A 25,438-nucleotide genomic window follows, 5' to 3' on the forward strand; every position below is an offset into this window, starting at 1 on the left:
GCCTTTCTCAGGGGCCCTTTATTTTGCTTCCCAATTCACTTTTACAAAACCATCTTTCACCATTAAACCACTTATATTGAATACATACTTTTCATTTGCTTTTAATGTAGCTTTAAAAGTACCTTTTTTCGATTCACAAATCTCCTTTAATTCCTTTATCCCTTCTCCTTGTCTTTCATACAAGCTAAAGCATAAGTTACCACGCTTTGCATCTGTTTCATAAGAAAATGTTACTTCTGTATCTTTTGCATACTCCAGTTCAATATCTTTCCCAGCAATATCCCATGATGAGAATTTTGCCTCGTAACTTGTCTCCCCTTTCTTCTCATTTTCTAAATATATATCACCAGCTCTCCACATATCATCTAACGTTTGAACGAAAGCAAAGCCGCTAAGTAATACAAACATCGCACTTGCAAATATAACAACTAATGTTACCTTTTGCTTTTTCATACCCTTCATCGTATATTCTCCTTCTACTTTCCGGCTATTTCTGCGTGTCATATATAACAAAACTCCAATAAAAAATGGCAATATAATCGCTATAACACTCCACCACTTACTTATTCCACGCGTTTTCGCATCTGTATACACCCATGATGCTACACATACTAAAAGTGCTATAAAAGCCAAAAACATTGTAATCCCAGCTATCTCAAATACTACAAATGGATTAGCGAACCCTATCATGTAATTTATACTCCTTCTTTAAAAATGCCTGTATGACAACATATATAGGAATGTATATGTGCATCATAATAACTATCGTTATAATGACAGATATTTTATGATCCAAATGACTAACAAACTGCTCTAGGGTGACTGTTAATACAATCATCCAAATAGCATGAATGAAAACAACCCATCTCTTTTCTAATTTTCGAGCATTTCGCACGCTCTGTTTCGTATGGTTTATTAGCTCTTCGTTAGGAACCATCTCTCCCGCTAAGCTACTTTTTATCTTCTGATCAAACTTATCTTCCGTCATAAACGAACCCCTCCAAATGTTCTCGAATTTGCTTCTTCGCATAATTAAGGCGGTATTTCACTGTACCAATCGGTATATTTAATATTTCACTCATTTCTTTATAAGAATATTGTTCATAATAGTAGAGTACGAGCACAGTTTTATACTTTTCATTCAATAACTGTATAACTTCCCGTATCATTTCCGCTTCCACTTTTTGAATACATTCTTCTGATATATTTACTTCATCTGCGAAATCTATTTCTCCACCATCTTCTTTATGAAACAAATCCAATATTCGATCTTTCCACCTTTTTTTCTTACGATAAAAATCATAAAACGTACGAACACAAATTGTAGCAATCCATTTTTTATAATTATCCACATAGGAAAGTTGATGCCTTGATGAAAAAACCTTTATCCACGTCTCTTGAAAAATATCTTCCGCATCTTCTTTCGTTTTCGCTAACTTATAGCATAAGGAATATATTTGCTGCTTATATATATCAATTAATTCTTCTACCTTTTCTTCCATCATAAGCCTCCTGTCATTTATATAAGACGACGCAAATTATCCTTTTGTTTGATAAAATTTTATTTTTTTATTATCTCCATACAAAAAGGCAATCACAACATCATGTGATTGCCTTTTATTTAAAAACGAAAGTCCGCTTCCGCTTTTCTTTATTGTCTAGCTCCAGCGGCTAGAATACTCGGTGGCTTCGCGCCTTCCTCCGAGGCAAAGTACGCCTCTCTGTCAGGAGCTCCATCCTCCTCCTATTCTGAACGAGCCGCTTCCGCTTTTCTTTATGTCCAGCTCTGCCTCCTAGCCCCTTCTGTCTAAGAACCTTCCCCACGAGAAGATAAAATGCATCTTCTGTGGGAAAGAACCTTAGCCTTCGGGACTAAACAGTCGGCTCCGCTTTTCTTCATTACATTTTTTCTGGTGCAGATACTCCTACGATTGCTAATGCATTTTGAAGCGTAGTGCGTACTGCTTTCATTAACTCGTAACGAGCTTTACTTAATTCTAAGTTATCTTGGTTTAATACTTTTTCTGCATTGTAGAAGCTGTGTAATGCTGCTGCTAATTCAAATGCATAGCTTGTAATGCGGTGTGGCAGACGTTTTTGTGCTGCATCCGCAACTACAGCTGGGAATTCACCAAGCTTTTTCAGTAACTCTACTTCTTTCTCAGAAGTAACAAGTTTGTAATTCACGTCTCCATCTGCAGCTAATCCTAACTCTTCACCTTGACGAAGGATACTGCATACACGAGCATGAGCATATTGTGCATAGTATACTGGGTTTTCATTAGATTTTGATACAGCTAAGTCCATATCGAAGTCCAAATGAGAATCACCACTACGCATTGCGAAGAAGTATCGCATTGCGTCCACGCCTACTTCTTCCATAAGCTCACGAAGTGTAACTGCTTTACCTGTACGCTTACTCATTTTCATTTTTTCACCATTTTGGTATAGTTGTACCATTTGGATGATTTCTACTTCAAGTGTTTCTTTATCGTAACCTAGCGCTTGAATAGCAGCTTTCATACGAGGAATGTAACCGTGGTGGTCAGCACCCCAAATGTTGATTAGCTTATCGAAACCACGCTCTAATTTATCGCGATGGTAAGCAATATCTGGCGTTAAGTATGTGTAAGAACCGTCATTTTTAATTAATACACGGTTTTTGTCATCACCGTAAGTCATTGAACGGAACCAAGTTGCTCCGCCTTCTTCAAAGATTTCGTCACGCTCTTTTAATACAGTAAGTGCAGCATCGATTTTTCCGTTTTTGTATAATGATGTTTCTGAGAACCATACATCAAATTTAACACGGAAGCTCTCTAAGTCTTTTTGAAGTTTTGCTAACTCATATTTCAAACCGTATGAACGGTAGAATTCATAGCTTTCTTCAGCATCAGCTTTTGCGTAACGATCGCCAAACTCTTCAGCTAAACGTTTACCGATTCCAATGATATCCGCACCATGGTAACCGTCTTCTGGCATTTCTTTATCTAAACCTAAAGCTTGCATGTAACGAGCTTCAACAGAAAGAGCTAAATTATGAATTTGGTTACCGGCATCATTAATGTAGTACTCACGAGATACATCGTATCCTGCTTTTGCTAATACGTTACATAAAGTGTCACCCACTGCCGCACCACGTGCATGTCCTAAGTGAAGGTCACCTGTTGGATTCGCAGATACGAACTCAACTTGTACTTTTTCACCTTTACCAGTGTTCGTTTCACCGTAAGCTTCACCAGCGTTTACGATTGTTGGAATTAAATCTGTTAAGTAGCTATTATCCATATAGAAGTTAATAAAACCAGGACCAGCGATTTCGATTTTTTCAATAGAAGCTTTTGCTTTATCGAAGTTTGCAACTAGTTCTTCTGCAATCATACGAGGTGCTTTTTTCGCAACGCGTGCAAGTTGCATTGCCATGTTTGTAGAGAAGTCACCATTTGTTTTATCTTTTGGAGATTCTAATACAACGTTTGGAATCTGTTCTTCTGTCGCTAATTCTGCCTTTAATACAGCAGCTTGAATTTCTTCTTTAATCAATCCTTTTACCTGTTCTAAGGAATTCATTATTTTGCCTCCTTCAAATTAATTGTAATTGTATATCTGCCAGCTTCTTGTTCACTTAGAAGCAATGCGTACGTTAAGAAGAGTTGTCCTTTTTTCTTTTCATCCGACCATTTAAAAAGAACGTTATCAGTTTTCGTTTGCAGTGCAAACGTACCAAGTTCACTCGTATACGTACCCGTTGTCCATTCACCTTTCACATGCGTCTGACGCATAGAAATAGCACCTGAACGCATAATGAGAACTTGTTCATCTTGAATTTTAATAATTGTTTTCACTTCGCCTTGTTCGTTCGGCTCCTGGAATGTTACATATGTACCTTGACCTTTTACATAGTATTGACCATTTGCTTCAAAAGCAACGGTTTCCTTCCTCGCCCCTTCACGGATTTCTGTTACGAAATGAACGTGTACCGGCAAGCCTGCAAGTTGTTTCTTCACGTCTTGCACACCTTTCAAATGTTATAGATATTAAATACTACTTATAATAAATCACTTTTCCTATCATATCAAAAAAAGACGCTGTCTGTCTGCTGAAAAATCAGGAAAACTCCATTTCAAAAAATAATTCACTTCTACTTTATTTCATGTGATAAAATATTTTTTAAATCTAAATATTCTTTTAATTATAGAGGTGAATTCAGTGATACCAACAAAGTTAAAAAAGGGTGATGAAATACGCGTAATTTCACCATCCTGTAGTTTAAGTATTGTTTCAAATGAAAATAGAAAACTTGCTATAAAAAGATTAACTGACATGGGCTTTCAAGTTACATTCTCAAAATATGCCGATGAGATAGATCAATTTGCTTCCTCTTCTATTTCTTCCCGCATTCAAGACCTCCATGAAGCATTTGGAGACCCTAATGTAAAAGCTATTTTGACGACACTTGGCGGATACAACTCCAATGGTTTATTGAAACATCTCGATTATGATCTAATTCGTAAAAACCCGAAATTTTTCTGTGGTTATTCTGATATTACTGCCTTAAATAATGCAATTTACACAAAAACAGGGCTTGTTACATATTCGGGTCCCCACTTCTCTTCATTTGGAATGGAGAAAGGGCTCGAGTATACAAACGATTACTTTTTACAATGCTTAACCACTAATGAGCCTATTGAAATCATTCCGGCGGAAACGTGGAGCGATGATTCTTGGTATATGGATCAGGAAAATCGAGAATTTATAAAAAATGAAGGGTATGTTCCAATTCAAGAGGGGGAAGCGACAGGAGAAATTATCGGTGGCAATATGAGCACACTTAATTTACTACAAGGCACACCATATATGCCAAACTTAAAGGGCAAAATTTTATTCCTTGAAGAAGACAGTTTAACAGGAAAATCGACACTTAAAACTTTGGATCGCTATCTACATTCCCTTATGCAGCAACCTAATTTTGAACATATAACAGGTATTGTAATAGGAAGAATGCAAAAAGAAGCAGAATGTACGATAGCGGACATTCAAGAAATGATTGCTTCAAAACCTGAACTTGCACATATTCCTATTATTGCAAACGCAAGTTTCGGGCATACAACCCCGATTTTCACTTTCCCAATTGGTGGACGTGCAAAAATTATTTCTAACAAAGAAAAGACATCTATCACTATTTTAGCGTACTAAAAAAGGAGCGAATGAGTCGCTCCTTTTATGGTTTTTCTATTTTTTGCAACGCTTTTTGCGGGATTGACTCTTTCGTTATTTCAGCCCATCCTTTTCCTTGCATACCTTTTGCATAAATTTTTATAAAAGCACCTGCATGCAATTCACGATTTACCATTCTTTTAATAATTTGTTGATTTCCGTCCTCTGTATACCCTTTAAATGTATACAAATACTCACCGTCTTTTTTCTCACCTTTATCTACAACCGCATAATAATCTTGTATTTCTTTATTTGAAAAGAAGTTGTCTACAAAAGCATGTACACCTTCTGTTTTTGTATTCAAATAATACGCTGTTCCCCCTAAAATAATGGCGAATACAGCTAAAACTTTAATGACCAATTTCATACATGCGCCTCCTGTTTTACACTTCTTTCTCACTAATGTTATGTCTATACCTGTATTATACGGAAAAGGGTATACTATACTCTATCGAAAAGTCTTACACAATCCTTACATTATTGTAAGGGATTTTTTCTTACAGCAAGTTCCCAAGAAAAAATTTTTCCGTTTCATACACTTTTATATTATTATTGAATGATACGAATTTTTATTACAAAAATCAAAGGAGACAGTTTTCAAATGGCTATCTTGCAAGGTTTAGCACTATTACTTGTTGTACTTTGTCTATTTACACTTTTCAGTTACCGTGCGCCTTACGGAATGAAGGCGATGGGTGCTTTAGCTAATGCAGCAATCGCAAGTTTTCTTATTGAAGCATTTCACCGTTATATAGGTGGAGAAATGTTTCACAATGACTTTTTACAATCAGTAGGAGAAGCTTCTGGTAGTATGAGCGGTGTTGCAGCAGCGATTTTAGTCGCATTAGCAATCGGTGTTTCCCCCGTATACGCTGTTTTAATTGGTATCGCTACTAGTGGATTCGGTATTTTACCAGGATTTTTCGCTGGATACGTTTGTGCCTTCGTCGTGAAATTTCTCGAAAAGAAATTACCAGCTGGTGTGGAATTTTTAGCAATCCTATTCATCGCTGCACCAATCTCACGTGGAATGGCAATGCTTATGGATCCGCTCGTTAACGCAACACTTGGTAAAATCGGTTCTATGATTTCAGTTGCAACTACAGAGAGTCCTATCATTATGGGTATTATGCTTGGTGGATTAATAACAGTTATTTCTACCTCTCCACTGAGTTCTATGGCACTAACTGCAATGCTTGGATTAACAGGTTTACCAATGGCAATTGGTAGTCTTGCCGTAGCAGCTTCAGCCCCGATGAACTTTATTTTCTTTAAACGATTAAAAATTTGTTCAAAGAAAGATACAATTGCTGTAGCAATCGAGCCTTTAACACAAGCCGATGTTGTCTCAGCAAATCCAATTCCAATTTATATGACAAATTTCGTTGGCGGTGCACTTGCCGGTATTATTACATCGCTATTCCAGCTTGTTAATAATGCACCAGGAACAGCATCACCAATTCCAGGTCTTCTCGTCCTATTCGGATTTAATGACGTTATAAAAGTAACGATTGCTGCTGTACTATGTGGAATCGTTACCACTATTATCGGATACATCGGATCTATTGTGTTCCGCAAATATCCGATCCGCTCTGCTGATGAAATTCGCGGCGTTAATTCGGAAGAGAAAGTTGCATAAGAAAAAGAGTTATTCTCACCTTTTGAGAATAACTCTTTTTTTCATGTCTTGCCATGGTAAATAAGATTATATCGACGATTTTTTTATATATCGACTTACCGACACATTCTGAGCGAGCCGCTTCCGCTTTTATTTCTATCCAGTTACGCCTCCTAGACCCTTGCGTCTAAGAACCTTCCCTGCTAAAAGGTAAAAAGCACCTTTTGCAGGGAAGAACCTTATTCACCGGGTCTAAACAGTCGGCTTCACTTTTACTTCACCCAACCGAGCAGCATTTCCCGCACGAATTTGCTTGCTGCGACTGGTGTTTGATCACTATGGTCGTAGACCGGAGCTACTTCTACTAAGTCTGCTCCAACTACATTTATATTTGAATTTGCAATTGCTACGATGGAATCTAATAATTCTTTAGATGTAATACCGCCAGCTTCTAACGTTCCTGTTCCTGGAGCGTGAGCTGGGTCTAATACATCAATGTCGATTGTGACATAGACTGGGCGTCCAGCAAGTTTCGGTAATACTTCTTTTAACGGTTCTAATACGTCAAATTTATATAAGTTCATACCTACTTCTTTCGCCCATTCAAATTCTTCCTTCATTCCAGAACGAATTCCGAAAGAATATACGTTTTCCGGACCAATTAAATCACACACTTTACGAATTGGTGTAGAGTGGGATAAAGGCTCCCCTTCATACGATTCACGTAAATCAGTATGAGCATCCATGTGGATGATTGCTAAATCCGGATATTTTTTTGCCATTGCCTTAAAAATTGGCCAAGACACTAGGTGCTCACCGCCGAGACCTAGTGGAAACTTATCGGCATCTAAAAGTTTTGATACATACTCTTCAATCATGTCTAAACTGCGTTGTGCGTTTCCGAATGGTAATGGGATATCACCCGCATCAAAATATTTTACCTCTTCTAATTCACGATCTAAATATGGGCTATATTCTTCAAGACCGATTGATACTTCACGAATACGTGCAGGACCAAAGCGAGAACCTGGACGGTAACTTACTGTCCAATCCATAGGCATCCCGTAAATAACTACCTTTGACTCTTCAAAACTTGGATGACTTTTAATAAATACTTTACCTGAATAAGCTTCATCAAAACGCATATTCTTTTCCTCCTTATGTGGAACTTAAGGTATCCCAACCTTTCATTATTTCTCAAATTTGGAGCGAACTGCTCCTCTTTCTCGATTTACCGGTGTCTTCTTTTTTAACAATAAGAAGACGATTTTCTTTACAGGAGTGTAAGTAGCTAGCATGTTCAAGTCTTCTGGACAAACACCTTAAATGAGCTACCTACACTTTATTTGTTCAAACTCGATTTCTTACTTAATTAAATCGCCAACAAATTTCGGTAATGCGAATGCTGCATTGTGTAATTCTTTTGTGTAGTATTTCGTTTCGATTTCGTGGAAACGCTCTTCACTTACTTCTAATGGATCATGTTTTTTAGATCCAATTGTGAACGTCCAAAGACCACTTGGGTAAGTTGGGATGTTCGCTGTGTATAAACGAGTAATTGGGAAAATCTCTTTTACGTCTTTAAACACAGTTGTAATTAGTTCTGGTGTGAACCAAGGGTTGTCCGTTTGTGCAACGAAAATACCATCTTCTTTTAACGCTTTAGAGATTCCAGCGTAGAAACCTTTCGTAAATAAGTTTACTGCTGGGCCTACTGGCTCAGTAGAATCTACCATAATTACGTCGTATTCATTTTCGCTTTCTGCGATGTGTAGGAAACCGTCTCCTACTTTTACTTCTACACGCTCATTATCTAATGCGCCTGCAATTGATGGTAAGTATTGTTTAGAGTACTCAATTACTTTTCCATCGATTTCAACAAGAGTTGCTTTCTTTACACTTGGGTGTTTTAACACTTCGCGAATAACACCGCCATCGCCGCCGCCAACAACTAATACGTTTTCAGGGTTTGGATGTGTAAATAAAGGTACGTGCGCTACCATTTCGTGATAAACGAACTCGTCCTTTTCTGTTGTCATAACCATGCCGTCTAAAATAAGCATGTTTCCGAACTCTTCCGTTTCAACCATATCAAGTTTCTGGAATTCTGTTTGCTCCGTATGTAATGTGCGGTTAATACGCGCCGTAATCCCAAAATGTTTTGTTTGTTTTTCAGTGAACCATAGTTCCATCGTACAATCACGCCTTTCAATGCAAATTTATAATAGGGACATCATTAATGTCCCCTAACAAAAATAAAACAAAACATCCAAAATGTATAGTTAAAAGTACAAAAATACCGAAAATATATTTTAGTCAGAGGGTTCTAACATATGTGTATAAAGAAAACCCTTTCTTAAGAAAGGGTTTTCGTCTCTAGTTCTACTGGTTTACGAATTGGAATTAAGATCATAATACAACCAACTAACACAACAATTCCCCCAACTAAAAATGGGCTTTGTGGTGAAACTGTGTGCCCGATAACTCCTGATAAAATTGGAGCAATCGCACCACCTAACCAACGAACAAAGTTATAAACACCTGACGTAACAGATCTTTCATAAGGTGAAATATCCATTACATAACTTGTATATAATGCATTGTTTAAGCCAGATGCCAATCCTGATAAAACGATAAGAGTAATTTGTAACCACATAATTTTCACAAAGAATAGTGCAATTAAGAAAATCGCAAATACGAGTAAACTCCCCTTCAATAATGTTTTTGGTTCATATTTCCCTTCTAGTTTATGTGCTAAAATTGCAGAACCGTAAGCTAACGCCAGTCCCCATCCGCAAAATACAAAGCCTAATTGAATAGCTGATAAATGCATAATAAGTGGTGAATATGCTAACACAACAAAAAATCCGTAGTAGTATAGCATCCCTGAAATAGCACCTTGCATAAATGGTTTATACTTCACCAAGTTAAGTAATTCCCCTACGCCAGCAGCCTTACGCTTCACCTTTCGCTCTGGTTCTTTTACAAAAAAGAATACTAAAATAAATGCTAAGAAAATTAAAATACTCGTCGCGAAAAACGGATAACGCCAAGAATGTCCACCTAGTATTCCACCCAATAACGGCCCCCCAGCCATACCTAAGCCGATAGCTGCTTCGTATAATCCTACTGCTTCATGAACTTCTTTACTTAATGCTATTAACAGTGTCATTGCTGTCGCAAAAAACATCGCATTTCCTAATCCCCATCCAGCACGGAAAAGAGATAATTGAGCAATCGTTTGCGATATACCGCATATAAACGCAAATACAGTCACAATCGCAAGACCGATTGTCATCATTCGTTTATCACCAAATCTCGATGCAAATATACCAGCTGGTAACATCATGATTGCCATCGTTAAAATATAAGCGGTAAATAACATTTCAACTTGCCAATGCGTTGCACCAATTTTCTCAGCAATAATCGGCAAGATTGGGTCAACTACCCCTATACCCGAAAAGGCAAGAAAGGTAGCTACCACTGTAATCAATCTCCCTAGTTTTTGTTTGCTCTCCATTTTGATTACTCTCCTTTTGTGCTCTCTAAAAATGTTACTGCACGATGTAAACTATCTTCGAGTTCTGCCTTTACACGTTGCATTTGCTCCATTTTTTCGTCTAACGTTTGCACTTGTTTTTCAAGCATATCTTTAATTTCTTGAATCACTTCACGATCACGAGGGTTCTCGCTATTTCTTCTTTGCTCCATTCTTTCTTTTAGTGATAAGAAATGTTGCATTTCTTGAAGTGTGATTCCTAGCACTTCTTTCGCTTCTACAATTCTTTTAATTCTGGCAATATCCTCATCCGTATACAGACGAATATTCCCCTCACTACGTTCTGGGGGATGAATTAAACCAATTTCCTCATAATAACGAAGTGTACGTTTTGTTAAACCGACTTGCTTTGTTACTTCATCAATTTTATACATGTTTATTCCTCCCTTCACTCAATTATTACATTTTACGTTAACGTTAACTTTTCTGCAACTGTTAGACTTTTGTAAATGTTTGTCATATTCAATTGTATTTTCCCTAAAGCAGTTTCATAATGAAAGAAAAGAGATAATAAGGAGATTTTCATATGAGTAAACCACTTATTTTTGCTCACCGCGGAGTAAAAGGAACACATCCCGAAAATACGATGATTGCCTTCCAAGAAGCTGAACGCATTGGCGCTCACGGAATTGAACTCGATGTCCACCTATCAAAAGATGGTGAACTTGTCGTAATTCACGATGAAACCGTCGATCGTACAACAAATGGCGTTGGACTTGTTTCTGAAAAAACGGTAGAGGAATTACAATCATTGGACGCTGGTAGCAATAAAGCCCCTTCTTTCCAAGAAGCAAAAATTCCAACGTTGCGCGAGGTTTTCATTTGGCTTTCCACAACGAACTTACAACTAAATATCGAATTAAAAACAGATGTTATTCATTACCCAAATATTGAGGAAAAAGTTGTTGCACTTGTGCGTGAATATCATCTTTCAAATCAAATTGTATTTTCATCATTTAACCATGACTCTGTTTCATTATTAGCAGAAATTGCTCCTGAAATTCCAAGAGCAATTTTATATGATACACCGATTGCTGATCCAATTGCCGAAGCAAAACATAGAGAAGCAAGTGGATTACATCCAAACTTCCAGCTATTAACGAAAGAATTTGTGCAGTTAGCACAAGAGCAAGGATATGTTTTCCGTCCATATACAATTAACGAATACAAAGATTTACAAACTATGATTGATTATGGTGTAGATGTCATCATTACCGATTGGCCAGCACGTGCCTTTGAGCTCCTTTCTTAATGGAAGGGGCTTTTTTATTTTCGAAATTTCATTGTTTAAAATAAACGAAAACCCTCAATACTAATACAATAACGCTTGTATTAATGAGGGGCTGAAAAAAGATGGATCAAACTATGAATCCAAAACTTAAAAAATATAAACGTCTTTTCTTCACCGCAATGTTTTCTTGCGTCCTTTTCTTCGTTTTTTCTTTTTTTGTTATTATTATAGTTGCAAAAATTATGGGACCTCCTCCTGTTGCGGTCCCGCAAACAAGCGTCTTTTACGCAAACGATGATACCGTTATTGGACAAAGTAACGAAATTCAAAAACGTTACAATGTCTCTCTTAATGAAATTTCACCTTATGTAAAAGAAGCGACCCTTTCTATTGAAGATCAAAGATTTTATAAACATCACGGCTTCGATTTAAAACGGATTGCAGGTGCAATTGTTGCTGATTTAAAAGCAATGGCAAAGGTACAAGGAGCTAGTACAATTACACAACAATACGCGCGTAATCTGTATTTAGATCATGATAAAACGTGGAAACGGAAATTATTAGAGGCAATGTACACTGTCCGCCTTGAAGTAAACTATAATAAAAATCATATTTTAGAAGGATATTTAAATACAATTTATTACGGACATGGCGCTTATGGCATCGAAGCTGCGTCCCGTCTATATTTCGATAAAACAGCAAAAGAGTTAACATTAGCAGAAGCTAGTATGCTCGCAGGTATCCCAAAAGGACCAAGTGTCTATTCTCCCTTTTTGAAAGAGGATCGTGCTAAAGGACGACAAGCCCTCATATTAGATGAAATGGTAGAACAAGGATATATTACGAAGCAACAAGCAGCCTTAGCGAAGAAAGAGCCACTAACTTTTGCCTCATTAGATACGAAAAAAGTAGCAGAGGTCGCACCATATTTCCAAGATGCTGTACAAGCTTCACTTCTTCGTGATGTTGGATTAGACGAACAAGCTTTACAACGAGGTGGCTTGCGAATTTATACAACGCTAGACCCTAAACTACAAGCTGTAGCAGAACAAGCTGTAAAATATCATATACCTGACACAACAAACATACAAACTGCTCTCGTCTCTATGAATCCAACGACAGGTGAAGTGGCTGCTCTTGTTGGCGGAACTGATTATACTACGAGTCAATTTAACAGGGCTACACAAGCCATCCGTCAGCCTGGTTCTACATTTAAGCCATTTCTATATTATGCGGCATTAGAACGAGGATTCACACCTGCTACGCGCTTAAAAAGCGAATATACTGTATTCACCTTAGGTGACGGTGTTTCAAAGTATAAACCGAAGAACTATAAAGATTATTATGCCGATGATTTCGTAACGATGGCACAAGCTCTCGCAGTCTCTGATAACATATATGCTGTGAAAACGAATTTATTTTTAGGAGATGACGCGCTTGCAAAAACAGCGAAACAATTTGGAATTACAAGTGCATTAAAAGATGTGCCTTCTCTAGCTCTCGGTACATCACCAGTAAAACCAATTGAAATGGTCAACGCTTATAGCATGTTCGCAAACGGTGGAAAAGAAGTAAAACCTACTTTCATTCGCCGCATTATGGATCATGAAGGAAATATATTATACGATGCTCATTTAGAGAGTAAACAAGTTCTCGACAAGAGCAAAGCGTTTGTAATGGAAGAAATGATGACTGGTATGTTTAATAAGAAACTAAGCAGTTATGCTGCTGTAACTGGCCAATCGATGTTATCAAAATTATCAAGAACATATGCCGGAAAATCTGGTTCTACTGAAACGGATAGTTGGATGATCGGATTTACTCCGCAAATCGTAACTGGTGTATGGGTCGGATACGATCAACCTAAATCTATTTCAAACGTAGCAGAACAAGGATATGCGAAGAAAATATGGACTGATACGATGGAGAAAGGCTTAGATGGACAGCCAAAAAAAGAATTTAAACAACCAGGTGACGTCGTAGCGGTTAATATCAACCCAGAGAACGGTAAAATTGCTACAAAAAATTGTCCTATTTCTGTGAAAATGTACTTCGCTAAAGGTACCGAACCGACTGAATATTGTATGGATCACGTCGATGATAAAGAAGAATTTGAAAAAACGACTGAAGAAAAGAAAAAAACAAGTTGGTGGAAAAAATATCTTCCTTGGTAAAAAAAATAGCTGACGGGCATCCGTCAGCTATTTTTTATTCACTTAATAATGCACGGCGCAATTCTTCACCAGATTCGTTCCAAATCGCTTCATTATGTTCTTTCAAGAACGTACCAAGTACTTTTTTAGATGATTCATCCATATGGTCAACCATAATGTGACGCTTCATTGATTTATCCATTTTGTTTACGTGTTCTGGAAGTGATTTATATCCGCGGCGAATCTCACGGTCAACTGTCATTTCACAAGCTGTTACACCTGCGTAATACGCACCTGTCGCAGTTCTTTCAATCGTTACCCAAACAAGCCAAAATGGTTTTCCGTTTGGAACTTCATCTTTATTTGTTAAAAACTTAATACCTTTTTCTACTGTACTACGCGCATGCATCGCACCGATATCAACGAATGCAGTCTTCTCTAGTACATCAACAAATACAGGTGAAATGTTTTCTAAGCTTAATGCCCCAACACCAAATCCACCATGTCCATCTGTTGAATCATTTTTCACGATATTAAAACCGATTTTTTTCTTTTTCTCTGTCATATGTAAAATCCTCCTCACTTAAAAATTATAAAAGGCCAAAAATAGGCGCAATGATGCTATCTAAAAATACAAATACATGCGGAATAACTACCTGAAAAATAGGTTGAATTGTGTAATTACTAAGCGGTGTAATAACGAGAATTAATAACGCAATTGCCCCGTATTTTTCATACTGTGTCATTTTCGCGCGAATATTTGCTGGTGCTAAATCTTCCACTACGCGATACCCATCAAGTGGTGGGATCGGTAATAAGTTAAATACAAGTAAAACGATATTCAGCATAATAAAAATCTGGAAAAATTGAGCTAACGTATCTGCTACTGCAGATGGAATTGAGTATAATACACCAAATTTTAATAAGCTATACCAAATAATTAAACCAATTGCACTTAAAATTAAGTTACTAATCGGCCCTGCAATTGAAACTAATATGCCTGCAAGACGCGGTCTTTTAAAGTTATATGGGTTAACAGGAACCGGTCTTGCCCAACCGAATCCAAGAATTAATACTGCAATCAAACCGATAGGGTCTAAATGAGCCATCGGTGATAACGTTAAACGCCCTTGTCTCTTTGCTGTATCGTCCCCAAATTTATATGCAACATATGCATGTGCAAATTCATGAACGGATAATGCAATAATAATCGCCATTGCTACCAACGGAATTTCGTGCAATGGATATCTAAATAACTGATCCATACTTCATCTCCTCTTCCATATGTCAAAAAAAGAAATTATTTGTTTTTTCGATTGTTCTTCCCCATAATCCGCTATAATAAGAGTGTAACTTACATAAAAGGAGCGATTGTACATGCCATACGTAACAGTGAAAATGCTAGAAGGACGCACAGAAGAACAAAAGAAAGCTCTTGCTGAGAAAGTAACAGCAGCAGTAAGCGAAACAACTGGTGCTCCTGAAGAAAACATCGTTGTTTTCATCGAAGAAATGTCTAAAAACCATTATGCAGTTGGCGGAAAACGCTTAAGCGACAAATAATTTCAAGTTTTTTCATAAGAAGTAGCCATTAGCTGCTTCTTATTTCTTTCCTTCTAACAACTCAATAATTCTCTCTTTATATTTTCCTTTTCTTCCATCTTCATAGATTAAATCATGTGGATAGAATAACTTTTGATCCGTTCTTTTCTTACCTGTAATCGCCTCAACAATATCCGATTCACGTGAAAGCTCTCTAAGCTCTCCGTTTGGCATAAGAAGCAGGATTGGCAGACGCTCTTCTTCTTCTCCTGCACGATAAAAGTCATACGGTAAGTCCGATGTTGAATCAACTACTAAATAATACTCCGGATCAAGTCCAATCTTTTTAAATAAACTACTTAACTCCATCCAATTATCTAAACCGTGTTTATCTGTAAACTCTACATATTTAAATAGATTTCGATTCATAAAACGGCGACATAAATCGCTTAAAATTGGATCTTCTTCTTCCTGCCATACTTGGAAGTAGTAATACATAACGTTCTCGTCTAACTTTAAATAATCCTCTACTGTTACTTCTTCTTCAAATAAAGAATAGAAATGAACAGGATGATTTTTAAATGTGTAATACTTCTCGTGCAGTGATTTCGCACGGTGTAAAATCTTCGTTAAAATAACTTCTGCACTTCGCGTTACCGGATGGAAATATACTTGCCAATACATTTGATAACGACTCATAATGTAATGCTCAACAGCATGCATACCACTATTTTTAATGACTACTTGATTCCCATACGGACGCATTACACGCAGTATACGTTCCATATCGAAGTTTCCGTACTTTACGCCTGTAAAATAAGCATCTCTTAATAAATAATCCATACGATCCGCATCAATTTGACTCGAAATCATACTAATCGCTAATTTATTAGTAGACGTTTTTGCAATTACATCTGCTACCTTTTGTGGAAACTCCTTATCAACACGACTTAATACATCATTAATCTCCGTATTGCCAACGATAATCTTTTGCGTAAATTTCTCATGATCTAATGAAAATACTTTTTCAAACGAGTGAGAAAATGGGCCGTGGCCGACATCATGAAGTAATGCCGCACATAAACATAACAATCTATCTTCAGCATTCCAATTTGGTCTGCCATCAAACACATCATCAATCATACGACGAATAATTTCGTATACACCTAACGAATGAGTAAAGCGACTATGCTCTGCACCGTGAAATGTAAAAAATGTCGTTCCAAGCTGCTTAATACGGCGCAAGCGTTGAAATTCTTTCGTTCCGATTAAATCCCAAATAACACGATCACGCACGTGCACATATTTATGTACTGGGTCTTTAAACACTTTTGTTTCGCTGAGTTTGTCGTTTAAATATACCACTTTCCGACATCCCCCTTTCTTTACTACATTCTTACTTTATATTATAAACGAAATGAGAAACAGAAAGAAATGAAAGACTGTATTAATTCCCTTTATAAAAAGAAAAAATCACCTTTACCGAAGTAAAAGTGATTTCCTTTATACATTATTTACCTAAAACGAATTCAGCAACTTCGTCTAAGATCATATCTTTCCCTAGTGGGAAGTAACCTTTGTTTAAGTCTTCATTTTTAATTGTAAATACGTGGTTGTTTTTAACAGCGTTCATGTTTTTCCAAATTGATTCTTCTTGGAATTCTTTTAAGCGCTGAGAACCGTCACCAGTTGTAAATACGAATAAGTAATCTGGGTTGTAATCGATTAAAGCTTCTTTTTGTACTTGTACTAACGGTTTATCAGTTGGTGTACCTTTAACTGCTGGTAGTTTTAAATCATTAAAGATTACGCTACCGTAACCGTAGTCACCGTATACGCGGAAAGCATTTGGATATGCAGCCATTTTCATAAATGTTGCTTCACCAGTTTTAGCGACGATTTTGTCATGTAATTTGCTTGCTTTTTCATCATACTTTTTGAACCATTCTTTTGTTTCTTTTTCTTTACCGAAGATTTGACCTACTTCTTGGAATTTTGGACGCCATTGATCTAATGGAGTGTTTAACATAACTGTTGGTGCAATTTTAGATAATTGATCATAAATCTTTTCTTGACGATTATTTACAAGAATTAAATCTGGTTTTGCAGCAGCTACTGCTTCGATGTTAATTTTATCGCCCCAAGCAGAACCAACTGGTTTAACGTCTTTTAGTTTCTTTTCAATATGTGCATCAATTTTTTCTTGAGATGTATTAGCAGTAATAACCGGTTTCATACCGAAAATTAATAATTCTTCTGTTGAACCACTAAGGTCAGCAATTTTCTTTGGATTTGCAGGAATTTTAATTTCCCCTTTTGCATGTTTTACAGTGCGCTCTTCAGTCTTTGCATCTGCTTTCTTTTCTTCTTCTTTGTTAGAACAAGCTGCAAATAGTACAGAAGTCACAACTAGTACCATTGCTAATAGTGCCATTTTAAAATTCTTCATGTTCCCACTCCTTCTAGCTGTATTTATCTTATAAGTTACAATGAACTATAAGAAACAAATATAACAATTAATTTATATATATTTATTAATTGTTGTTAATAACCCATTCTAACGGGCGTTCAACTTCCCATTCTTATATAAGAAGCTCAACGTCCATTAGAAGTCCCCCCTCTTCACGAGGGGGTTCTACTTATGCTTTTTTACGCAATTGATTACTAATCATCGCTAAATCATATGTTAAACAAATTGGCTTACAGTTTACTGGACAAGGAACGATTTGAGCTTCAATCTCAAATACACTGCGAAGTGTTTCACTTGTCATAACTTCATCTGGCGTTCCTTGTTTCATTAACTTACCTGCTTTTAATGCAATCATATGATCTGAGAAACGAGAAGCGTGGTTTAAGTCATGGATAACCATAACAATCGTTCTACCTTCTTCTTCATTTAATTTTTTCAATAAGTTTAATACTTCTAATTGATGAGCCATATCTAAGTACGTTGTTGGTTCATCCAATACAAGTAATTCTGTTCCTTGTGCAAGGGCCATCGCAATCCATACACGTTGACGTTGCCCGCCTGATAACGCCTCTGCTGAACGATTTGCGAATTCTGTCATTCCCGTCACTTCAAGTGCCCAATGAATGTAACGATAATCCTCTTCTTTCAACGTTCCAAATCCTTTTTGATGAGGAAAACGTCCATATGAAACAAGTTCAAACACAGTAAGGCCAGTTGGCACTTCTGCAGTCTGTGGTAAAATCGCCATTTTCTTTGCGATTTCTTTTGTTGGTTGTTTCTCGATTGCTTTTCCGTCAAGATAAACAGTACCTTTTTTCGCCTTCAAAATACGAGAAGCCGTTTTTAATAATGTGGACTTCCCACAACCATTTGGTCCAATAATTGTTGTAATTTTCCCTTCCGGAATTTCAACTGTTAATCCATCAATAATTAACCCTTCATTATAGCCAACAGATACCGCATCAACTGCTAAAGTTGCCATACAAAAAGCCTCCCTTTATTTTGTCCTCATAAGTAAGTATATGAAATATGGTGCACCAATTACAGAAATAACAAGACCGACCGGTATTTCTGAAGTTGTTAACACGCTTCTTGAAATTACGTCTGCGAATAAGAGTAAAAACGTCCCTATTAGTGCAGCAGTAGGCAGCATAATTTGATGTTTACCACCAACAAGGCGCCTCGCTAAATGCGGAGCCATTAAACCGATAAAACCAATTCCTCCGGCAACAGCGACAGATGCACCAGCTAAGCAAACTGCAATAAATAATAATTTACGTCTTTCCTTTTCTACATTTAAACCAAGACCAACTGCTGTAGAATCGCCTAGGTTCATTACATTTAATATGTGCGCCTTACTAATAGCAAGTGGCAAGAAAATAACCATCCATGGAAGTACACTTAGCACGAACTTCCAATCTGTGCCCCATAGACTTCCTGCTAACCAAATCGTAGCAAAACGAAAATCGTTAGATGTCATCTTCATAGAAAAAATTAAACTAACAGCACCAAACCCGGCTGCAACAGCGATACCAACTAGTATTAATCTCGTTGATGAAACGCCGTCTTTCCATGATAGTAAATAAATAATAACCGCCGCTAATATTGCACCAACCAACGCGAAGAATGGAAGGATAAATACAGATAAAAATGTACCAGTCCCAACTTTTCCAAAGAAAAAGTAGACGAATATAACAACTGTTAATCCCGCTCCAGCGTTAATACCGATAATACCTGGATCAGCAAGTGGATTTCGTGATAATCCTTGCAAAATCGCACCTGACATCGCTAAAGCAGATCCGACTAGTATAGCAATCACCATACGCGGCATGCGGAATTCAAATAAAATAACAGACTGATCTTCAGCCCCTATTCCAACCAATGACTTTAATACGTCCATTGGCGGTATTTTAAAAGTTCCTGTATTTAAACTAATAAGAAATATAGAAACGATTAGTCCTACTAAAATCGTTAATATAGAAATGTTCTTTTTTGTTAAGACACTCGTCCTCACATCTTTCCTCTCCCTTCATTACGTGCTAAGTAGAGGAAGAATGGAACCCCAATTAGCGCTGTAATTGCTCCAATTGGCGTTTCAAATGGCGGGTTAATAACGCGAGATAACATATCTGCACATTCAATTAACAGCCCGCCTAAGACCGCAGAACATGGAATAACCCATCTATAGTCCGAGCCTACAAGGAAACGAGTCATATGCGGGATTACAAGACCAACAAATCCAACTGATCCTGCCATGGAAACTGCGGAACCCGTTAAAACAAGAACAAGTACTGTTCCGATAAATTTAATTAATGTCGTATTTTGACCAAGTCCAATCGCAATTTCTTCACCGAAGCTCAAAATTGTAATATATCTCGACATCATAATTGCGATAAAAAGACAAACAAGGCCAATTGGCACTAACATATTAATACTTTGCCATTTCACTCCAGCAACTCCGCCTGCATTCCACATGCTCACCTCTTGAGCAAGATTAAAATACAATGCAATTCCAGATGAAATTGCCCCTAATAAAGCACTAATAGCTGCACCTGCTAAAGCTAATTTCACAGGTGTTAATCCACCTGGTGAAGAAGACCCAATTCCATATACAATGCTTGCACCAAACGCAGCTCCAATAAAAGATGCAATAACAAACATCAAATAAGGTGAATTAGGAAAAAATGCATACATAATTGCAATTCCAAATACTGCACCATCTGTAATCCCCATTAACGATGGTGAAGCAAGTGGATTTCGCGTCATGCCTTGCATAATTGCTCCTGATACCGCTAAAAAGGCACCTGCAACTACGCCCCCTATTGCTCTAGGCATGCGAAGCTCTTGAATTACGTTATGATGTGTAATAGATCCATCAAACTGAAATACAGCTTGCCATACAGTCTTTAAACTAATATCTGCAGCCCCAAAAGAAATAGAAACTGCCATGCTTAAAGCTAACAAAACTGTACCCGCTACTAAAATAATAGAAGCAATGAGCGGTCTGCTCTTAATCTCTTTAACATTCTCTTCTTGCTGTTCTATACTGCTTGCGCTCGCTTCCATCCCTCAACCATCCTAACCAACAACATATATTTATTAAAATGAAATTTATTCTCAAATAGTAATAAAAAAATTAGGTGAATTGTTATTTTCCTGATAATGATTCTCAGAATCAGACACTTCTATTCTACCTATCGCTTTAAAAGACTGTCAACCATTATTTTGAAATACAAATTTATATAAATTAGAACTTTAATACAAAAGTTATATCCATCCTTTAGAAAACGTTCGTCCACACAAGAGCACTTTCGCAGAATAAATCGTTCCTCTTATGGGCATAAAAAAGAAGAGTAATCTTTTCACTCTTCTTTTTCTTACTTATTTAACTTTGCTTCAATTTTTACGATTAACTCATCTTCTGTTGGAGCCGCAACTGGACGGTTATTTACAAATGCGAATGATTTTTTACGACCAGGACCACAGTAAGACTGACATCCAACTTCAATCGTTGCACATGAATCTACTTTTTTTAACTTCGGAACTAACGTTTTAACGTTCGTTGCCTGACAGTCATCGCACACGCGAAATTCGTTTCCCATTATATAACACTTCCTCTATTTTAAACTTTTCTCAAGTACATTTAAAAATAAACACTAAATGGTATTTTACCGTTCTTTGAAGCTCGTTGCAAGTTTCCCTACAGGGCCTATTCTCTACATAATGCTACATATTTATATGCTCTCCTACAGAAGCGCTCACCATTCATGGGAAAATTTTTACCTTTCATCGAAATCTACCATATTTTTAAAAGCTTTGTATAAAAGTTTATTTTTTTGCCCATTATAAAAATAGGAAGTTCATAAAAAGAAAGGGAGTTGAATCTATGAAAGTAAGACAAGATGCTTGGACAGATGAGGATGATTTATTACTTGCTGAAACGGTACTTCGTCATGTTCGAGAAGGAAGTACGCAATTAAATGCATTTGAGGAAGTAGGGGATCAGTTAAATCGTACATCCGCTGCTTGTGGTTTCCGCTGGAATGCTGTCGTTCGCTATAGCTATGAACAAGCTCTTCAACTAGCAAAAAAACATCGTAAAGATAAAATGCGCGCTGCAAGCGGTGAGCAAGCGAAAAAACGTTTACTTTATACACCACCAGCTTCAGATTCGATAACTGATTATGAAGAATTCGTACAAGAGGAATCAATTGTACAATATAAAGAAGCTATTCCATATCAAGAATCTACCGTTCCTGTTGCAAAAAGCTCTATGACAATGCAAGATGTTATTTATTTCTTACAAACAGTTGGATCCTCAAATATAAAAGTAACAGCTCTTGAAAACGAGAATACGAGATTGAAACAAGAAATTAAAGCACAAATCCTTCGAAATGAAGAACTAGAAAAGAAACTAGAAAAATTAGAAAAGCAATCTCATACTGTACAAGAAGATTACGAAACACTTATGAACATTATGAACCGAGCTCGTAAGTTGGCAATCATGGATGACGAAGAACGTTCTCAAACATCTTTCCGAATGGATCGAAACGGTAATTTAGAAAAAATTGCAGAATAAAAAGGATGCATATAATGCATCCTTTTTATTCTTTCACATCTAAACTTCCCCTTTATATATGAGAAAACTCTATTCTTCATTTTTTTGCTATAATAGAGATTGTCATTTTAAAGATAAGGGGTTAGTTATATGAGCAATTCCCGTTCCATTTTATCTCAGCCAGAGTGGCGTATTGTAGATCAATCTAGTTTGGGACCAACATTCCATGCATTGCAGTCATTCGCAATGGATGACACACTGTGCACAAGCATTGGAAATGGTCAATCAGCTGCAACAATGCGTTCTTGGGTTCATCACAATACAATTGTTCTTGGCATTCAAGATTCACGCCTACCACACTTAGAAGAAGGCATTTCCTTGTTAAAAAAGAACAACTTCAATGTTATTGTTCGTAATTCTGGCGGGCTTGCAGTCGTGCTTGATGAAGGTGTTTTAAACGTATCACTTTTATTCCAAGAAACAGAAAAAGGTATCGATATTGATCTTGGATACGATACGATGTGGCATTTAATTAAGGAGATGTTAAAGGATTACGACGTTACTATCGAGGCAAAAGAAATTGTAGGTTCTTACTGTCCTGGTAGCTATGACTTAAGTATTCGCGATCAAAAATTCGCTGGCATTTCACAGCGCCGTATTCGCGGGGGTGTCGCTGTCCAAATTTATCTTTGTGCTACAGGAAGTGGCTCTGAGCGTGCCGCACTCGTTCGTGATTTCTATAACCTAGCCATTCAAGGAGAAGAAACACGCTTTACGTATCCTGAAATTGTACCGAGTACAATGGCTTCACTTTCAGAATTACTTGGCGAAACCATTACAGTACAAGATTTAATGATGCGCCTTTTAAAAACATTGCAGCAATTCGCTCCGAAGTTAACACCATCTCAATTAACAATAGATGAAATCCCTTTATATGAGACGAATTTACAACGGATTATTGATCGTAACAATAAAGCACTTGGCTTAGAAAAATAAAGACCGTCGCTATTATAGCGACGGTCTTTATTTCAATTCATTATAGAATTAAAGTGCTTGAGCTGCTGTAATTAAAGCTAACTTGTACACTTCTTCTTCGTTACATCCACGAGATAGGTCATTTACAGGCATGTTTAAACCTTGTAAGATTGGTCCTACTGCTTCGAAGTTACCTAAACGTTGAGCGATTTTGTAACCGATATTACCAGCTTCTAAGCTTGGGAATACGAATACGTTAGCATCACCTTTAATTGTAGAACCTGGAGCTTTTTTCTCAGCTACAGATGGTACGAATGCAGCATCGAATTGGAATTCTCCATCTAAAGTTAATTCAGGAGCCATTTCTTTTGCAATGCGAGTTGCTTCTACAACTTTTTCTGTTTCTGGAGATTTCGCAGAACCTTTTGTAGAGAAGCTTAACATAGCAACGCGTGGGTCAATACCGAATAATTCAGCAGTTTTTGCACTCTCGATACCAATTTCAGCTAAATCTTGGCTGTTTGGTGCAATGTTAATTGCGCAATCAGCGAATACATATTTCTCTTCTTCACGTACCATGATGAATACGCCAGAAGTTTTTGTAACGCCTGGTTTTGTTTTAATGATTTGAAGTGCTGGACGAACTGTATCAGCTGTAGAGTGAGCTGCACCACTTACTAAACCGTGTGCTTTGCCCATGTATACAAGCATTGTACCGAAGTAGTTTTCGTCTTTAAGGATTTTGCGAGCGTCTTCTTCAGTTGCTTTACCTTTACGGCGTTCAACGAAAGATGCTACCATTGCATCCATTTCTTCATATGTAGCTGGGTCATAAATATCAACGCCTGCTAATGTTAAATTCATGCTAGCAGCTTTTGCGCTAATTTCTTCCTTATTACCAACTAAGATTGGTTTTACTAACTCTTCTTTTGCTAAACGCTCTGCAGCGCCTAAAATTCTTTCATCAGTTCCTTCAGGAAGTACGATAGAAATGCCTTTTCCTTGAACTTTTTCTTTTACTGTTGTAAATAAGTTGCTCACGAATAAACCCTCCTACATATGTTAAAAAACTCTATCTTTAAGAATACTGCTTTTCTTCTATATTTTAAACTTATAGCTCCCAAAAAATAGATAAAATGAAAATGATTATATTTTCATAAAATTCAGCCTAAAAATAAATCCCCTTTAATCCTTATCTCCTCCTATTTTCAAGTAAATTTAAATGTGACAATTTTATGCGCCAAAGCTTTATATAGATGATTTTAAAACTATATATGCTATAGTTAACGTGTAAAACTATCATTAACTGAGGTGAATAGAATGAGTGAAGCAACAACAACGTTAGATGGCTGGTATTGTTTACATGATTTACGTTCTATTGATTGGGCTGCATGGAAAACATTATCTAGCGACGAACGCGGACAAGCTGTGTCTGAATTTTTAAATGTCGTTGAAAAATGGAACGAAGTATCTACTGCGAAAAAAGGTAGTCATGCAATGTATACAGTTGTTGGCCAAAAAGCTGATATTATGCTTATGATTTTACGTCCAACAATGGAAGAGTTAAATGAAATTGAGACAGAATTGAATAAAACAACATTAGCTGAATATATGGTTCCTGCATACTCTTACGTATCTGTTGTTGAACTAAGCAACTACCTTCCAGCTGATGAAGATCCATATCAAAACCCACAAATCTTAGCTCGCTTATATCCAGAACTACCAAAAGCAAATCACATTTGCTTCTACCCAATGGACAAGCGTCGCCAAGGTGATGACAACTGGTACATGCTTCCTATGGAAGAACGTAAGAAAATGATGTACAGTCATAGTAAAATTGGTCGCCAGTACGCAGGTAAGGTACGCCAAGTTATTTCAGGGTCAGTTGGATTCGACGATTTTGAGTGGGGCGTAACATTATTCGCTGACGATGTTCTTCAATTTAAAAAACTTATATATGAAATGCGCTTCGATGAAGTAAGTGCTCGTTATGGTGAATTCGGAACATTTTTCGTTGGAAACATTTTACCAGACGAAAAGGTAGAGAAATTTTTACACATATAAATCGTGAAAAAGGAACGAAATTCGTTCCTTTTTTTATTACCCTCCATATTT

The 25,438-nt window shown here is 37.0% G+C and carries 27 protein-coding genes; 8 read left to right on the forward strand and 19 right to left on the reverse strand.

Features of this window, described 5'->3' with window-relative positions; all coding sequences use genetic code 11:
• Positions 1–18: 18 nt before the first annotated feature.
• The 5 genes from ASE54_RS31905 to ASE54_RS31925 form a co-directional block, all read right to left on the reverse strand.
• Positions 19–690 (reverse strand): ECF-type sigma factor negative effector, encoded by a 672-nt coding sequence (locus ASE54_RS31905; protein ID WP_000578914.1) that lies wholly within the window; start codon positions 688–690, stop codon positions 19–21.
• The gene (locus ASE54_RS31910) at positions 674–988 is read right to left on the reverse strand and encodes a hypothetical protein (RefSeq protein ID WP_000133816.1); all 315 of its coding nucleotides are present in this window, start codon (positions 986–988) and stop codon (positions 674–676) included. The genes ASE54_RS31905 and ASE54_RS31910 overlap by 17 nt, the downstream gene beginning before the upstream one ends.
• The gene (locus ASE54_RS31915) at positions 975–1,502 is read right to left on the reverse strand and encodes an RNA polymerase sigma factor (RefSeq protein WP_000391648.1); all 528 of its coding nucleotides are present in this window, start codon (positions 1,500–1,502) and stop codon (positions 975–977) included. Before ASE54_RS31915 ends, ASE54_RS31910 begins: the two co-directional genes overlap by 14 nt.
• 397 nt (positions 1,503–1,899) lie before the next feature.
• Positions 1,900–3,570 carry an arginine--tRNA ligase gene (gene argS / locus ASE54_RS31920; RefSeq protein WP_001086463.1) on the reverse strand — a complete coding sequence of 557 codons (1,671 nt, stop codon included), beginning with the start codon at positions 3,568–3,570 and terminating at the stop codon, positions 1,900–1,902.
• Complete coding sequence (locus tag ASE54_RS31925) at positions 3,570–4,007, reverse strand: DUF1934 domain-containing protein (RefSeq protein WP_000744343.1); 438 nt, start codon at positions 4,005–4,007, stop codon at positions 3,570–3,572. Before ASE54_RS31925 ends, argS begins: the two co-directional genes overlap by 1 nt.
• Positions 4,008–4,209: 202 nt before the next feature.
• Between ASE54_RS31925 and ASE54_RS31930 the strand changes: the two genes are divergently transcribed.
• Positions 4,210–5,196, forward strand: coding sequence for a S66 peptidase family protein (locus ASE54_RS31930; RefSeq protein WP_000613234.1), 987 nt, complete (start codon positions 4,210–4,212; stop codon positions 5,194–5,196).
• A 25-nt stretch (positions 5,197–5,221) separates the two neighbouring features.
• Here ASE54_RS31930 and ASE54_RS31935 read toward each other — a convergent pair whose 3' ends face one another.
• Complete coding sequence (locus ASE54_RS31935) at positions 5,222–5,584, reverse strand: YxeA family protein (RefSeq protein WP_000779933.1); 363 nt, start codon at positions 5,582–5,584, stop codon at positions 5,222–5,224.
• 234 nt (positions 5,585–5,818) lie between these two features.
• Between ASE54_RS31935 and ASE54_RS31940 the strand changes: the two genes are divergently transcribed.
• Positions 5,819–6,856: a PTS sugar transporter subunit IIC gene (locus ASE54_RS31940; protein ID WP_000996325.1), complete on the forward strand. Its 1,038-nt coding sequence runs from the start codon at positions 5,819–5,821 to the stop codon at positions 6,854–6,856.
• Positions 6,857–7,107: 251 nt separating this feature from the next.
• Here the strand turns inward: ASE54_RS31940 and speB are convergent, their stop codons facing one another.
• The 4 genes from speB to ASE54_RS31960 all read right to left on the reverse strand — a co-directional run bounded on the left by speB (position 7,108) and on the right by ASE54_RS31960 (position 10,768).
• Positions 7,108–7,980, reverse strand: a complete 873-nt coding sequence (gene speB, locus ASE54_RS31945) for an agmatinase (RefSeq protein WP_001209831.1) — start codon at positions 7,978–7,980, stop codon at positions 7,108–7,110.
• Between the two features lie 219 nt (positions 7,981–8,199).
• On the reverse strand, positions 8,200–9,027 hold the full coding sequence (gene speE, locus ASE54_RS31950) for a polyamine aminopropyltransferase (RefSeq protein ID WP_000424696.1): 828 nt from the start codon (positions 9,025–9,027) through the stop codon (positions 8,200–8,202).
• A gap of 164 nt (positions 9,028–9,191) precedes the next feature.
• Positions 9,192–10,355 carry an MFS transporter gene (locus ASE54_RS31955; RefSeq protein WP_000444236.1) on the reverse strand — a complete coding sequence of 388 codons (1,164 nt, stop codon included), beginning with the start codon at positions 10,353–10,355 and terminating at the stop codon, positions 9,192–9,194.
• A gap of 5 nt (positions 10,356–10,360) precedes the next feature.
• Positions 10,361–10,768 carry a MerR family transcriptional regulator gene (locus ASE54_RS31960; RefSeq protein WP_000276560.1) on the reverse strand — a complete coding sequence of 136 codons (408 nt, stop codon included), beginning with the start codon at positions 10,766–10,768 and terminating at the stop codon, positions 10,361–10,363.
• Between the two features lie 152 nt (positions 10,769–10,920).
• Here ASE54_RS31960 and ASE54_RS31965 point away from each other — a divergent pair, with 152 nt between their 5' ends.
• Together ASE54_RS31965 and ASE54_RS31970 are read left to right on the forward strand one after the other, a co-directional pair.
• Positions 10,921–11,646, forward strand: coding sequence for a glycerophosphodiester phosphodiesterase (locus ASE54_RS31965; protein ID WP_000042782.1), 726 nt, complete (start codon positions 10,921–10,923; stop codon positions 11,644–11,646).
• A 101-nt stretch (positions 11,647–11,747) separates the two neighbouring features.
• Positions 11,748–13,799 (forward strand): PBP1A family penicillin-binding protein, encoded by a 2,052-nt coding sequence (locus tag ASE54_RS31970; protein WP_000372952.1) that lies wholly within the window; start codon positions 11,748–11,750, stop codon positions 13,797–13,799.
• A gap of 34 nt (positions 13,800–13,833) precedes the next feature.
• On the opposite strand, the gene ASE54_RS31975 is transcribed toward ASE54_RS31970, so the two are convergent.
• Positions 13,834–14,343: a YwhD family protein gene (locus tag ASE54_RS31975; RefSeq protein WP_000136681.1), complete on the reverse strand. Its 510-nt coding sequence runs from the start codon at positions 14,341–14,343 to the stop codon at positions 13,834–13,836.
• Between the two features lie 25 nt (positions 14,344–14,368).
• Positions 14,369–15,043 (reverse strand): site-2 protease family protein, encoded by a 675-nt coding sequence (locus ASE54_RS31980; protein WP_000372445.1) that lies wholly within the window; start codon positions 15,041–15,043, stop codon positions 14,369–14,371.
• Positions 15,044–15,155: 112 nt separating this feature from the next.
• Here ASE54_RS31980 and ASE54_RS31985 point away from each other — a divergent pair, with 112 nt between their 5' ends.
• Complete coding sequence (locus ASE54_RS31985) at positions 15,156–15,341, forward strand: 2-hydroxymuconate tautomerase (RefSeq protein WP_001147171.1); 186 nt, start codon at positions 15,156–15,158, stop codon at positions 15,339–15,341.
• Between the two features lie 39 nt (positions 15,342–15,380).
• On the opposite strand, the gene ASE54_RS31990 is transcribed toward ASE54_RS31985, so the two are convergent.
• The 6 genes from ASE54_RS31990 to ASE54_RS32015 form a co-directional block, all read right to left on the reverse strand.
• Positions 15,381–16,685: an HD domain-containing protein gene (locus ASE54_RS31990; protein WP_000262742.1), complete on the reverse strand. Its 1,305-nt coding sequence runs from the start codon at positions 16,683–16,685 to the stop codon at positions 15,381–15,383.
• Positions 16,686–16,830: 145 nt separating this feature from the next.
• A complete protein-coding gene (locus tag ASE54_RS31995; RefSeq protein WP_000787726.1) occupies positions 16,831–17,769 on the reverse strand; it encodes an ABC transporter substrate-binding protein in 939 nt (312 codons plus the stop codon).
• 190 nt (positions 17,770–17,959) lie between these two features.
• Positions 17,960–18,772 (reverse strand): ABC transporter ATP-binding protein, encoded by an 813-nt coding sequence (locus ASE54_RS32000; protein WP_000212066.1) that lies wholly within the window; start codon positions 18,770–18,772, stop codon positions 17,960–17,962.
• A gap of 15 nt (positions 18,773–18,787) precedes the next feature.
• On the reverse strand, positions 18,788–19,804 hold the full coding sequence (locus ASE54_RS32005; protein WP_001260754.1) for an iron ABC transporter permease: 1,017 nt from the start codon (positions 19,802–19,804) through the stop codon (positions 18,788–18,790).
• On the reverse strand, positions 19,801–20,856 hold the full coding sequence (locus tag ASE54_RS32010; RefSeq protein WP_000388296.1) for an iron ABC transporter permease: 1,056 nt from the start codon (positions 20,854–20,856) through the stop codon (positions 19,801–19,803). Before ASE54_RS32010 ends, ASE54_RS32005 begins: the two co-directional genes overlap by 4 nt.
• 311 nt (positions 20,857–21,167) lie before the next feature.
• Positions 21,168–21,392 (reverse strand): DUF1450 domain-containing protein, encoded by a 225-nt coding sequence (locus ASE54_RS32015; RefSeq protein ID WP_000526079.1) that lies wholly within the window; start codon positions 21,390–21,392, stop codon positions 21,168–21,170.
• Positions 21,393–21,676: 284 nt separating this feature from the next.
• Here ASE54_RS32015 and ASE54_RS32020 point away from each other — a divergent pair, with 284 nt between their 5' ends.
• Complete coding sequence (locus ASE54_RS32020) at positions 21,677–22,369, forward strand: RsfA family transcriptional regulator (protein ID WP_000868354.1); 693 nt, start codon at positions 21,677–21,679, stop codon at positions 22,367–22,369.
• A gap of 129 nt (positions 22,370–22,498) precedes the next feature.
• The gene (locus ASE54_RS32025) at positions 22,499–23,344 is read left to right on the forward strand and encodes a biotin/lipoate A/B protein ligase family protein (RefSeq protein WP_000071959.1); all 846 of its coding nucleotides are present in this window, start codon (positions 22,499–22,501) and stop codon (positions 23,342–23,344) included.
• A gap of 48 nt (positions 23,345–23,392) precedes the next feature.
• On the opposite strand, the gene pta is transcribed toward ASE54_RS32025, so the two are convergent.
• Positions 23,393–24,364 carry a phosphate acetyltransferase gene (gene pta / locus ASE54_RS32030; protein WP_000067215.1) on the reverse strand — a complete coding sequence of 324 codons (972 nt, stop codon included), beginning with the start codon at positions 24,362–24,364 and terminating at the stop codon, positions 23,393–23,395.
• Positions 24,365–24,643: 279 nt separating this feature from the next.
• Here pta and hemQ point away from each other — a divergent pair, with 279 nt between their 5' ends.
• Positions 24,644–25,387: a hydrogen peroxide-dependent heme synthase gene (gene hemQ, locus ASE54_RS32035; RefSeq protein ID WP_001287602.1), complete on the forward strand. Its 744-nt coding sequence runs from the start codon at positions 24,644–24,646 to the stop codon at positions 25,385–25,387.
• Positions 25,388–25,438: the final 51 nt, after the last annotated feature.

Origin of the sequence: Bacillus sp. Root131 (assembly GCF_001429475.1) — a bacterium.
GTDB lineage: Bacteria > Bacillota > Bacilli > Bacillales > Bacillaceae_G > Bacillus_A > Bacillus_A thuringiensis_S.